This is a genomic window from Flavobacterium rhamnosi (genome assembly GCF_048286515.1).
Classification (GTDB): Bacteria; Bacteroidota; Bacteroidia; order Flavobacteriales; family Flavobacteriaceae; genus Flavobacterium.
Genome location: NZ_JBLVPS010000023.1, coordinates 11,576 through 25,153, shown reverse-complemented (window position 1 = coordinate 25,153; position 13,578 = coordinate 11,576). Strand labels below are relative to the sequence as shown.

Genomic DNA, 13,578 nt, shown 5'->3' with positions numbered 1-13,578 from the left:
TTCAATGAAAAAAATAGGCATCAAAATTGTTTTTTTTTATGTCTTATTTCTTTTTGTTGCTGCTGGTTGTGTTGGTACAAAAATTAATAAGAATAAAGTAATTTTAACCAACGTTCCGTCCAAGACAAAAGATTTGGACAGTATAAATTCTCGTACTGTTCCTAAACTTTTCGAATTGTCACCCGAAGGCAATAAGTGGGTTGATAGTCTTTATAATGCCATGACTTTAGAGGAAAAATTAGGGCAGCTATTTATGGTTGCCGCTTATTCTAATAAAGATACCGTGCACTTCAACGCAATTGATAAACTAATACAGGAAAACAAAATTGGGGGATTGATTTTCTTCCAAGGTGGTCCGGTTCGTCAATTAAAACTAACTAATCGTTTTCAGTCTAAATCAAAAACACCTTTGTTTATTGGGAATGACGCAGAATGGGGTTTGGGTATGCGCCTGGATTCTACGGCTGCCTATCCTTGGAATATGACACTTGGAGCCATCCAGGACATGAAATTGTTAGAGAAAGTTGGTGTTCAAATGGGATTGCAGAGCAAGCGATTGGGGCTGCATTTTAACTTTGCTCCAGTTCTCGATATCAATACAAATCCCCGAAATCCCATAATAGGCTTTCGCTCTTTTGGCGAAGATAAGTTTAAGGTTACACAGCACGCTGTTGCTTTAATGAAAGGAGTTCAAAGTCAGGGAATATTTTCGACAGGGAAGCATTTTCCGGGTCATGGTGATACGGAAACAGATTCTCATAAAGGATTGCCAACAATTAATTTTTCTAAAGAAAGATTGCAGGAGGTAGAGTTTTACCCTTACAAAAAAATGTTTCATGAAGGACTTTCTTCTGTTATGGTGGCACATTTAAACGTTCCCAGCTTAGAATCAAGACCGAATTATCCGTCGTCGATTTCTTATAATGTGGTAACAAATATTCTTCAAAAAGAATTGGGATTCAAGGGACTTATTTTTACCGATGCCCTGAATATGAAAAGTGTAAGTGCCTCCAGGTTACCTTCTGAAATTAATATGGAAGCTTTTATGGCTGGAAATGATGTATTGTTATTTCCTGCAGATGTTCCAGAGGCAATCGAAAAATTTAAACTTGCCTATTCGGCTAATTTATTCTCAGCTGAAAGATTAGCTTTTTCGGTTAAAAAAATATTAAAGTTCAAATATAAAGCTGGTTTAAGTTCTTATAAGCCTGTTACAACAGCTAATTTATATGCTGATTTAAATTCACCTGAAAATAATGCTTTACAGTATGAGTTGTACGAAAATGCAGTTACAGTTCTAAAAAACACCGCTGCTATTTTACCAATAAAAAGTTTGGACAAGCAAAAAATAGCCTACGTTAAAATTGGAGATGACGACAATGATGCTTTTGTCTCAACTTTGAAAAAATACTCTGATGTCACTGTAATTGCAGATGCTAATCTGGACAGCTTGCAAGTAAAATTGCAACCGTTTACAACTGTAATCGTTGGTTATCATAAATCAGATGTTGCTTTTAAAAACGATGATTTAAGGTCAAATGAGTTGTTTAAAATAAATTTTTTAGCCAAAAATAACAATGTCATTTTGGATATTTTTGCTAAGCCGTATTCTTTATTACCAATAACAAATTTTGATGCTATAGAAGGATTGGTCGTTTCTTATCAAAATAGTGCTATTGCACAAGTTGTTTCGGCGGAACTAATTTTTGGAGCGATTGAAGCCAAAGGAAAACTACCTGTTTCGATCCATACAAGCTTCAAAGTGAATGATGGATTAGTAACCGAAAAATTAGATCGGTTGGGATTCACAACTCCTGAAAATGTAGGAATGGATTCTAATATTTTGTCGAAAATTGATGGTATCGCCAATAAAGCAATTAGTTCTCGCATGACTCCGGGAATTCAAGTTTTGGTCGCGAGAAAGGGGAAAGTAATTTATCAAAAATCTTTTGGACATCACACCTATGATAAAACTATAAAAGTTGAAAATTCAGACATTTATGATGTTGCGTCCTTGACAAAAATTCTGGCCACTTTGCCTAATGTAATGTTGCAATACGATCAGCAAAAAATAAATTTGGAAACGACATTAGGATCGATGTCTCCCATTTTTAGAGATTCGAATAAGGCGAATATTAATTTTAAGGATTTATTATCTCATTATGCAGGACTTGCTGCGGGAATTCCTTTTTATAAAGCTTCAATGGATAAATCAAAGTTTCCATCTGATAAATACTTTAGAAAAATTCCTGAAGAAATGTTTTCTAAACGATTGGCAGACAGTCTTTTTATTAGAAATGATTTTAGCGATACAATAATGAAAATGATAGTTAAGAGTAAACTTTCATTGAAAAAAGAATACAAGTACAGCGATCTTACTTTTATGATTCTGAAGGATTATTTAGAAAAAACAACCGGCAAAACATTAGATGTTTTAATTCAGGAAAACTTTTATCGCTCACTCGGAATGAATAATTCAAGTTTCAATCCATTGTCAAAATTTGATAAAAACAGAATTCCTCCAACGGAAACAGATACCTACTTCCGTCATCAACTTTTGCAAGGGTATGTCAATGATTTGTCGTCGGCTTTAGAAGGCGGAGTTTCAGGTCATGCCGGAGTTTTTTCGAACGCCATGGATGTGGCTAAAATAATGGAGCTTTACCTGCAAAAAGGAAGTTATGGCAATCGGCGGTATTTTTCCGAGAAAACATTTGAAGATTTCAATACCTGTTATTTTTGTGCTGCGGGCAATAGGAGAGGTGTTGGCTTTGATAAACCACAATTGGGTGCTGAGGGACCTACATGTGGCTGCGCCTCCATGACAAGTTTTGGACATACTGGTTATACCGGGACGATGGCTTGGGCGGATCCTGAAACGCAAATCGTCTATGTGTTTTTATCCAACAGAACTTTTCCAATTGCTGCCGAAAATAGATTATCCAAAGAAAATATCCGGGAAGATATACAAAAGGTGATTTATGAGGCAATTGTAAATTAGTATAATTGCGGAATAAGTAGTCTATAGGCCAAAGTGAAATTAGTAAAACCATTTCATTTGGCCTATTTTTATTAAAATAGCTTCTGTGAATTTTATTTGAAGTATTTAGTTCCAAAATTTATCTTGCATTATGCTATATTTGATATAAAAAGCGTTTGATGAGAAATATAAGGAAGCGTTGTGCAATAGTAAATTTAATGCTACTGCTTTTTTGCATCACTTTTGTAAATGGACAAAATATTGATATCGCTATTTTACGTGATGTAAATAAGGACAGGAATAAGAGCTTAGATGGTGCTTTTAAGGTAGTTACCAATAGTGCTGTTCCCTTTAGCATTGCAACACCTATTATTATTTATTCTGTAGGATTGATAAAGAAAGAAGGAACCATTAAAAAACAAGCTGTTTTTATTGGTGAAACTTTCTTAGTGAATGGGTTCATTACATTTGCACTAAAACATGCTGTAAAAAGAGCCAGGCCATTTGAAACCTATCCTGATATTGAGCAAGCTTCATCAGCATTCGGTGATTCGTTTCCGTCAGGTCATACTTCTTTAGCTTTTGGAACGGCTACATCGTTAAGCATGGAATATCCTAAATGGTACGTGATCGCACCGTCTTTTGTATGGGCCGGAGCAGTAGGGTATTCAAGAATGCATTTGGGTGTACATTATCCCAGTGATGTAGTGGTAGGCGCAATAATTGGAAGTGGTTCAGCTTATCTTTGTTTCAAAATGAATAAATGGTTGAATAGGAAACGAGCTAAAGAGAATGCGGAGTATGCAGAATAATGTAATGGAGTCTTGAAACAACAAATTGATTTTCTGTTTTTGATAAAAATAAATTTTTTGAAGTAATGGATAATAATAGCAAAGATAAAAGTTCTTGTTGTTCTTTAAAAGAGAAAGGGAGTCCTAAACAACAGGAGAACGACTGCTGTTCTTCTGCTGCTGATTTTGAAAATCAGCAAGCGCACAATCACGACCATTCAGACCCTGGCAAAAGTGTTTTTACAATGTTTGTACCTTCACTATTAAGTTTAGTAGTATTGCTGATTGCGTTACTTTTTGATAACTATTTTCCGCAATCGTGGTTTAACGGTTGGATTCGAATTGCCGGGTATATCATTGCTTATATTCCGGTAGGTTTTCCGGTTTTAAAAGAAGCATATGAAAGCATGCGCAAAGGCGATATTTTTTCAGAATTTTTTCTAATGGGTATTGCTACAATTGGTGCATTTGCGATTGGTCAATATGCAGAGGGTGTTGCTGTAATGTTGTTTTATTCTATTGGAGAATTATTTCAAATGTTAGCAGTGAATAGCGCTAAATCAAGTATCAAATCGTTATTAGACCAACGACCTGATTCAGCAAATGTTATTAAAGGATTTGAAACCATTTCGAAAAAAGCATCGGATATTGCTATTGGTGAAATCATCCAGTTAAAACAAGGCGAAAAACTAGCTTTAGACGGGAAACTGCTTTCAGATTACGCCACTTTCAATACAGCAGCATTAACAGGAGAAAGCAAACCCGATACGAAACGAAGTGGTGAAATAGTTCTTGCCGGAATGATTAATCTTAACACTGTAGCTCAAGTTGAAGTTACTGCTCTTTTTACGGATAGTAAATTATCCAGAATTCTTGAAATGGTTCAGGAAGCTACAGCTAAAAAAGCAACAACCGAACTGTTTATTAGAAAATTTGCCAAAATTTATACGCCAATAGTTGTTTTTCTGGCCATAGGAATCTGTTTACTGCCATTACTGTTTGTAGAAAATTATGTTTTTAATGATTGGTTGTACCGAGCCTTAATTTTTCTGGTAATTTCGTGTCCTTGTGCTTTGGTAATTTCTATCCCATTAGGTTATTTCGGAGGAATTGGCGCAGCAAGTAAAAATGGAATTTTAATCAAAGGGTCTACTTTTCTGGATATTTTGGCCAGTATTCAAGTGGTGGTTATGGATAAAACGGGAACAGTGACTAAAGGTGTTTTTAAAGTTCAACAAGTGGTAGCCGTGGGCATTGCTGAAGCTGATTTAGTTAAATATACTGCAGCAATTGAAATTAAATCAACACATCCCGTTGGTTCGGCTATAGTTGAATATGCTAAGGGTATTGTTATAGACACTACCGTTACTGAGGTCCAGGAAATTGCGGGTCATGGTATGAAAGGGGTGGTGGATGGAAAAGAAATTTTGGTAGGAAGTGCTAAGCTGATGAAAAAATTCAACATTAGTTATGATGCCGAAATTGACACAATGCTATTTACCATTATAGTAGTTGCTATTAACAAAAAATATGCAGGTTACTTTCTTATTGCCGATGAAATTAAAGAGGATGCAAAAGAAGCAATTCAGTGTTTACACAAATTGAAGGTTAAAACTATAATGCTTTCAGGGGATAATCAGGCAATAGTTTCGCTTGTCGCAAAAGAGTTAAATATTGATCCGGCTTTTGGATCGCTTTTACCCGAGAATAAAGTTCAAAAAGTTGCAGAACTAAAAGAACAAAATTTAAAAATAGCATTTGTGGGTGACGGCATAAATGATGCTCCGGTAATAGCTTTGGCTGATGTAGGAATCGCAATGGGAGGATTAGGAAGCGATGCAACTATAGAAACCGCAGATGTTGTTATTCAAAATGATCAGCCAACTAAGATTTCTACAGCAATAAATATTGGAAAAAAAACAAAACAAATCGTCTGGCAGAATATTACTTTAGCATTTTCAGTTAAAGTCATTGTTTTAGTTATGGGTGCCGGTGGATTAGCCACGATGTGGGAGGCCGTTTTTGCAGATGTCGGCGTGGCTTTATTAGCAATTTTAAACGCTGTAAGAATTCAACGAATGAAATTTTAAGTTTGATAGTATTTAACTTAAATTTCCATAAAACCCATTCCTATTTTTATTAATTTCGTTTCATTAAAATAGATACATGAAAATTGCAATTGTTTGTTATCCTACCTTTGGAGGAAGTGGTGTTGTCGCTACAGAATTAGGTCTTGAATTGGCACGTCGTGGTCATGAAATACATTTTATAACCTACAGTCAGCCCGTGCGACTGGCTCTTTTAAACCCCAATGTGCATTACCACGAAGTTAATGTTCCGGAATATCCATTGTTTCATTATCAACCATATGAACTGGCTTTGTCAAGTAAATTGGTCGATATGGTAAAGTTATATAAAATTGAATTACTGCACGTTCATTATGCTATTCCGCATGCTTATGCGGGGTACATGGCTAAACAAATGTTGAAAGATGAAGGAATCAACATCCCGATGGTAACAACACTTCACGGAACTGATATCACTTTAGTCGGGAATCATCCCTTTTATAAACCAGCGGTAACTTTCAGTATCAATAAATCTGATTTTGTTACTTCAGTTTCCCAAAGTTTGAAAGATGACACCCTTAAATTATTTGATATTAAAAACGAAATTGAGGTTATTCCAAACTTTATAGAATTGGATAAAAATATAAATGAGATCAGTGCCCCTTGTCAGCGTTCGGTAATGGCAAAGGAAAATGAAAGAATTATAACGCACATCAGTAACTTTAGAAAAGTAAAAAGAATACCGGATGTGATCAAAATTTTCTATAATATTCAAAAAGAGATCCCTGCTAAATTAATGATGGTGGGTGATGGTCCTGAAAAAGAGAAAGCGGAATATTTGTGTCAGGAATTAGGTATTGTAGACAAAGTGATATTTTTTGGAAACAGCAATGAAATCGATAAAATTCTTTGCCTGACAGATTTATTTCTACTTCCCTCTGAAACCGAAAGCTTTGGTTTGGCAGCTCTTGAGGCAATGGCATGCAGGGTTCCTGTTATTTCTAGTAATTCTGGCGGCTTATCAGAAGTGAATTTTGACGGAATTTCAGGATATTTGAGTGCTGTGGGTAATACTGATGAAATGGCTCAGAATGCGCTAAAAATTTTAAAAGACGACGTGACGCTTGCTAAATTCAAAGAAAATGCATTATCGGTAGCAAAAAGATTTGACATAAAGAACATTTTGCCTTTGTATGAAAAGTTATATCAAAAAGCAATAAATAAATATCTATAGGCTTACCTTTTCAAAAGAGTTCTTAATTAATGTATAAAATCAAAAAAATAAAATGAAAAAATTACCGTTGTTATTTTTGGGTGTACTATTAGTTTCCTGTGGAGCTTCTACTACAAAAAGTACGGCTAAAAGACCTTTGTTTGAAGTCTTGACACAACAAACCGATGGAGGAGCAAGCATTCGTTTTTTTGAGATTCTTTCGGAGCCAAATGAAATTAAAATGTTGCAAAATGACGAAAATCTAAAAGATAAAATTAGTTCAAGTGATATTCAGACTTCTAATTTTATTGTTTTAAATATGGGAGAAAAAACATCAGGAGGGTATTCTATAGGGGTTGAGACTGCAGTTGAAACGGATAAAAATATTATAGTTACTATAAAAGAAACTAATCCTGAACCAGGAGGAATGGTTACCCAGGCTTTTACAAATCCTTTTTGTGTAGTGAGAATAAATTCAAAAAAAGAGATTATTATTAAATAAAAAAAACGCCACAAATAGTGGCGTTTTAAGTATATTTATTGGGATAAATATTAGAATTGGTATCTAAGACCTAAAGCAATATCAGAACCATAATTGTTTTCATAATATCCATTTCCTCCAAACTCAGGTCTGAAATCTAATGAAATTAACAAAGGAATGTCGAAATTATATTCTATACCAATATCTCCAGCTGCAAATGCAAAAGTATCATTGTAAGAATTTCCATCATTATCATCATAACCGTAGCTACCTAGTCCACCACCTACACCAGCATACCAATTAAAACCACCATCGATATTCCATACCCATTGGTACAAAGCTGCTAATTTTATTGCATTATCATCGTAACCATTGTTGTTGTAATTGTTTCTATTTCTCCAACCTAAATCAAGTTCAAGTCTATTGTTGCTGCCTAATGCTCTTTGGTAAGAAAGTTCTCCACCAAAACCATTATTGCCACCTAAACGTAATCCTAATGCATTTTTCGAAATGTCTTGTGCTTGTGCGGTAAATGCTAATCCAATTAACATTATTGCTGATAAAATAATTTTTTTCATAAGTGAGTTTTTGTTAGAGCAAAAATAGAGTTTACTTAGATATGAAAGTTTATAAAATTATACAGAAAAGTTATATAATTTACAGTTTTTGTAATTTTTAAGATTTTAATAACGGTATTTAAATATAAATATTTGCCTGTAAAAATTTATGTAGCAACCAATTTATTGTTAAACATATGCACATTTTAAAAGGAGATCTTGTCTCTTAGGGCAATAGATTGGGGAATCATGGTATACTCTTTATTGCTTTTTTTGTTGTGTTTCTATCCGGGTGCGTTTTAACTTACTTTCCATAGCTCAAGCTATTCTTATCTATAAATATTAATTTGGATTTTCTTTTTCAACAAATATAAGTAGAGGGTAATAAATTAATAGAAGAAGTATTTAGTATCAGTATACGGTCAATAATTTCCTAATTTTTTAAACTTTACCTTGAAATCTTGGGATAAAGTTTTAAACTTTAAACTAAAATAGTACTTTTGCTCAAAACTTAACATAATGGCAGGAAATAGCTACGGAACACTATTTAGAATAACCACTTTTGGAGAATCGCACGGAGACGCTTTAGGCGGAATAATTGATGGTTGTCCTTCAGGAATAGCAATAGATCTAGAAGCAATTCAATTAGAAATGTCAAGAAGAAAACCAGGTCAGTCGGCTATTGTTACCCAAAGAAAAGAACCGGATGATGTACAATTTCTCTCTGGAATTTTTGAAGGCAAAACCACCGGAACACCAATAGGATTTATAATTCCTAATACCAATCAAAAATCAGATGATTATTCTCATATAAAAGATAATTACAGACCGAGTCATGCTGATTATGTATATGAGAAGAAATACGGAGTGCGTGATTATCGCGGTGGTGGTCGCAGTTCCGCTCGTGAAACTGCAAGTAGAGTAGTTGCGGGAGCTATAGCAAAGCAAATGTTGCCCGAAATTAAAATTAATGCTTACGTTTCTTCTGTTGGCCCTATTTTTTTAGAAAAACCATACCAAGAATTAGATTTCTCTAAAACGGAAAATAATCCTGTTCGTTGTCCTGATGAAGCATTGGCAATAGTGATGGAAGAATATATTCGCGATATTCGCAAAGAAGGGGACACCGTAGGTGGAACCGTAACTTGTGTGATTCAAAATGTACCTATTGGTTTAGGAGAACCCGTTTTTGACAAACTTCATGCTGAACTTGGCAAAGCAATGCTTTCGATAAATGCTGTAAAAGGATTTGAATTTGGAAGCGGTTTTTGTGGGTCGAAAATGAAAGGAAGCGAACACAATGATTTGTATAATCCCGATGGAACAACTAAAACCAATCTTTCAGGTGGGATCCAGGGTGGAATAAGTAATGGAATGGATATCTATTTCCGCGTGGCTTTCAAGCCAGTGGCAACCATCATGCAAAAACAAGAATCACTAGACAATAAAGGAAATATCACTGAAATGACCGGAAAAGGGCGTCATGATCCTTGCGTTGTTCCCCGTGCAGTTCCTATTGTAGAGGCTATGGCGGCAATTGTACTGGCTGATTTTTATTTGATTAATAAAACGTACATAAAATAGAATTGCATACTCCGTATTTTGACGAGCTAAATACGGAATCATAACCTTGAAAATAATATGCTAATTTAATGACTTCAACTACAACCAAGAAACCATCTTTTTTCTCAGGCCTTACAGGACAAATTCTAATTGCAATGCTATTAGGTGCTGTTTTAGGAATAATTATTCATAATTCAATTTCTGCGGAATCAGCCCAATCTTTTAGCAACAAAATAAAAGTATTAGCGACCATTTTTATTCGATTGGTTCAAATGATAATTTCCCCGCTAGTATTTACAACTTTAGTTGTTGGAATAGCTAAATTAGGGGATGTTAAAGCGGTAGGTAGAATAGGTGGAAAAGCATTAGCTTGGTTTTTTACAGCCTCCTTTATTTCCTTGTTATTGGGAATGCTTTTTGTAAACTTACTTGAGCCGGGTGTTGGGCTTAATTTGACAAATGTCGATTTAGCTGCTGCATCGGAAGTGACAGCAAAAACTAAAAATATATCTTTCGATAATTTTATAGAGCACATTGTGCCGAAAAGTATTTTTGAGGCAATGGCAACAAATGAAATTTTACAAATTGTTGTTTTTTCTATTTTCTTTGGCTTAGCGGCAGCTGCCTTAGGAGATTATGTAAAACCAGTTGTAAATGCTTTAGACAAAACTTCCCATATTGTTTTGAAAATGGTGAATTATGTAATGAAATTTGCTCCGATTGGTGTTTTTGGAGCTATAGCGGGTGTATTTGCGGTTAGAGACTTTCAAGAATTAGCAATCACCTATTTTAAATTTTTTGGTTCTTTCTTAATTGGAATTTCATCAATTTGGTTTGTCTTGATTCTTATTGGCTACATTTTTCTTAAAAGTAGAATGACAGTTTTGCTTAAAAGAATTATAGGTCCTATAATTATTGCTTTTGGAACAACAAGTAGCGAAGCCGTTTTTCCTAAGCTTACAGAAGAACTAGAACGTTTTGGAATAAAAGACAGGATCGTTTCTTTTATGTTGCCACTGGGTTATTCTTTTAATCTGGATGGAAGTATGATGTATATGACTTTTGCCAGTATTTTTATCGCTCAAGCCTATGGTATCGACTTAGATTTAGGAACACAAATGACAATGCTTTTAGTTTTAATGCTTACCAGTAAAGGTATTGCAGGTGTGCCAAGAGCAAGTTTGGTTGTGGTAGCTGCAACATGTGGAATGTTTGATATCCCAATTGAAGGAATTGCTTTGATTTTGCCAATAGATCATTTTTGTGATATGTTTCGTAGTGCAACTAATGTTTTAGGAAATGCTTTAGCGACATCAGTTGTAGGGCAATGGGAAGTTGAAGATGAGCATGAAATGGCAGCGTCTGAATAATAGTAAAAAATTTATTTTATAGAAACAGTAAGCCTATTTAATCTTTTTAAATAGGTTTTTTTTTGTTCATTATACTAATTCATTCCGGTTCTGAGTGACTGCTGTATTTTTACTTTTTGCTTTTATTTTTTTTAAAATCCATATTTTACATTCTGATTTTTGATTTTATGATATTATTAACAGATAGAGCTCTTTTCTTATTAATATATTGTATATTTGGCTCAAGAATAGCAACATATGTATCAAATTAGAATCGTTTTATTACTATTGACATTAAATATATTTAATGTTAATTGTTATTCTTTAACTCCAACTCCCTCAAAGAAAGAGATTTCAAAACTTACTAAAGAAGCATCTAAATACCTGCGTAATGCTAATTTTGAAAAGTCTTTAATTACTTCAAGACTTGCATTACATCATGCAATAAATGCTAAAGACAATACTCTTATAGCCAGTTCGTATAATACAATAGCATCCAATTATGAAAAATTATCAGAGTATGATAAAGCTATCTTTTTTTATAAAAAAGCTTTAACCTATGCTACTAAAACTCCTAATGATACCATAAAATCCTGGATCAATAATAATTTGGGAAACATCTACTGTTTTGAGAAAAAACAATATAAAAAAGGAATAAATTATTATAAAAGCTCCTTACAACACAGTAATAAAATTGCGGATTCAAGTGAAATTGTCCTGACGAAACTCAATATCACCTGGGCTTATTTTGATATAGGGCATTTTGAAGAAGGTTTTCCACATTTACAATTTATCAATAAGTACCATAAAAAACATGGAGATGAATCATCCGTTGTAGCCTTAAATATGCTCAATGGAATGTATTATGGCTTTAAGGGGGAAAATGAAAAAGCAAACGCTTCTTTTGTGCAAGGCATAAAATTAGGAAATGAAGGAATTGAGAAGTCAGATCTGTCCTTTACGCACCAGGAATATTCTAAGTATTTATCAAAAATCGGAGATTACAAAAAGGCCTATGAGAACCTTGTTCTATATGATAAAATATCAGAAGAGATTTTCAATAAAGAGATCCTCAAGAAGGCAAATATGGCAGGCCTTAATCTCGAGTTAGATGAATATAAAAGAGAGATTGAGAAAATAGAAATAGAGAGGGATTCGCAATATCAAAGTTTGAGAAAATCCAGAATAATCGTTGTATTGTTTGTCATTATATTAGGTATTTTATTATTGCTGCTCTATACGTTGTATAAAAATAATAATTTCAAGAAAAAAACGAATAATGAACTTACGCTGGCCAATGACAAATTGTTTATTGCCAAAGAGAAGGCAGAGGAAGCCTCAATACTAAAATCACAATTTGTCTCTACTATAACCCATGAATTAAGAACCCCTTTATATGGAGTTGTAGGAATTACCAATATGCTTTTAGATGAGCATAAAGAATTGGTAAACAGTCCCCATTTGAGCTCCCTTAAATTTTCTGCAAGGTATCTGCTATCGCTTGTTAATGATGTACTTCAAATTAATAAAATAGAAGAAAATAGGATAATACTTGAAAATTTAACGTTCAATATATCCGATGAAATAAACATGATTAAAAACTCATTATCATTCCTTGCCAAGAATAATAATAATTTTATCATTGTCAATATTGATCCGGCAATTCCTGAATATTTAATCGGAGATAAATTAAGACTTTCCCAAATACTTATAAATCTAGTTAGTAATGCATTAAAATTCACTAAAAATGGAGAAGTATTTATTGATGTAAATTTAGAAAAAATTGTAGATAAGTCCCATTTTATCGAGTTTAAGATTAAAGATAATGGAGTAGGTATAGCAATTGAAGATCAAGATAAGATTTTTGAAAAGTTTGTTCAGGTTGGTAGAAAAGAAGTTGATTATCAGGGTACTGGTTTAGGATTGTCTATTGTAAAGCGCTTACTGGGGCTATTTGGCAGTGATATTTCGTTGGAAAGTGCAATAGGTGTAGGAACAGAATTTACATTTACAATTGCATTTGAATTTGATCCTGAGAAAACCAATGAAATCATTAATAATATTCCAGTGGATCTGTCCTCAAACAAACAATTGAAAGTTTTAGTAGTTGAAGACAATAAGATAAACCAAATTGTTACCGATAAAATTCTCAAAAAAAACAATTATAAATGTACTCTTGTTGACGATGGATACCAGGCTATAAAAATATTGGAAGACGAAAGTTTTGATATTATTTTAATGGATATTAATATGCCTTTGATTAATGGTTTTGAAACATCAAGAAGAATTCGATTTAAAGGGATTGAGACTCCTATTATTGCATTAACGGCATTTGATAAAGAAGAAATTACCGAAGAAGCCATTTCAGCCGGAATAGATGATATTATAGTAAAGCCTTTTGATTCGGCTAAATTATTTAAAATCATCAATGTTTTGATTACAAAAAAAAGTAAAAGACGAGATTTAGTAACTGTTTTGTAGTTTTTGATCTATTAGATAATGGGGCAAAAATTTCAGAATTTTTACTGTCATAGATAAACAAAAAAATGGAGTCGTAAAAGCTCCATTTTTTTATTGC

The 13,578-nt window shown here is 33.6% G+C and carries 9 protein-coding genes; 8 read left to right on the top strand and 1 reads right to left on the bottom strand.

Features of this window, described 5'->3' with window-relative positions; genetic code table 11:
• The first annotated feature begins 4 nt into the window (after positions 1-4).
• From ACNQGN_RS15670 to ACNQGN_RS15650, 5 genes are all read left to right on the top strand, one after another.
• Positions 5-3,001 carry a glycoside hydrolase family 3 N-terminal domain-containing protein gene (locus tag ACNQGN_RS15670; RefSeq protein ID WP_417988769.1) on the top strand — a complete coding sequence of 999 codons (2,997 nt, stop codon included), beginning with the start codon at positions 5-7 and terminating at the stop codon, positions 2,999-3,001.
• A gap of 158 nt (positions 3,002-3,159) precedes the next feature.
• Positions 3,160-3,792: a phosphatase PAP2 family protein gene (locus ACNQGN_RS15665; RefSeq protein WP_417988768.1), complete on the top strand. Its 633-nt coding sequence runs from the start codon at positions 3,160-3,162 to the stop codon at positions 3,790-3,792.
• 65 nt (positions 3,793-3,857) lie between these two features.
• Positions 3,858-5,861: a heavy metal translocating P-type ATPase gene (locus tag ACNQGN_RS15660; protein WP_417988767.1), complete on the top strand. Its 2,004-nt coding sequence runs from the start codon at positions 3,858-3,860 to the stop codon at positions 5,859-5,861.
• 76 nt (positions 5,862-5,937) lie between these two features.
• Positions 5,938-7,071 carry an N-acetyl-alpha-D-glucosaminyl L-malate synthase BshA gene (gene bshA, locus ACNQGN_RS15655; RefSeq protein WP_417988766.1) on the top strand — a complete coding sequence of 378 codons (1,134 nt, stop codon included), beginning with the start codon at positions 5,938-5,940 and terminating at the stop codon, positions 7,069-7,071.
• A 52-nt stretch (positions 7,072-7,123) separates the two neighbouring features.
• Positions 7,124-7,552 (top strand): protease complex subunit PrcB family protein, encoded by a 429-nt coding sequence (locus ACNQGN_RS15650; protein ID WP_417988765.1) that lies wholly within the window; start codon positions 7,124-7,126, stop codon positions 7,550-7,552.
• A 50-nt stretch (positions 7,553-7,602) separates the two neighbouring features.
• Here ACNQGN_RS15650 and ACNQGN_RS15645 read toward each other — a convergent pair whose 3' ends face one another.
• Positions 7,603-8,109 carry a hypothetical protein gene (locus tag ACNQGN_RS15645; protein WP_417988764.1) on the bottom strand — a complete coding sequence of 169 codons (507 nt, stop codon included), beginning with the start codon at positions 8,107-8,109 and terminating at the stop codon, positions 7,603-7,605.
• A gap of 498 nt (positions 8,110-8,607) precedes the next feature.
• On the opposite strand from ACNQGN_RS15645, the gene aroC reads away from it, so the two are divergent.
• The 3 genes from aroC (at position 8,608) to ACNQGN_RS15630 (ending at position 13,481) form a co-directional block, all read left to right on the top strand.
• Positions 8,608-9,672: a chorismate synthase gene (aroC, locus tag ACNQGN_RS15640; RefSeq protein ID WP_417988763.1), complete on the top strand. Its 1,065-nt coding sequence runs from the start codon at positions 8,608-8,610 to the stop codon at positions 9,670-9,672.
• Between the two features lie 68 nt (positions 9,673-9,740).
• On the top strand, positions 9,741-11,021 hold the full coding sequence (locus ACNQGN_RS15635) for a dicarboxylate/amino acid:cation symporter (RefSeq protein WP_417988762.1): 1,281 nt from the start codon (positions 9,741-9,743) through the stop codon (positions 11,019-11,021).
• A gap of 237 nt (positions 11,022-11,258) precedes the next feature.
• The gene (locus tag ACNQGN_RS15630; RefSeq protein ID WP_417988761.1) at positions 11,259-13,481 is read left to right on the top strand and encodes a response regulator; all 2,223 of its coding nucleotides are present in this window, start codon (positions 11,259-11,261) and stop codon (positions 13,479-13,481) included.
• The last annotated feature ends 97 nt before the right edge of the window (positions 13,482-13,578 follow it).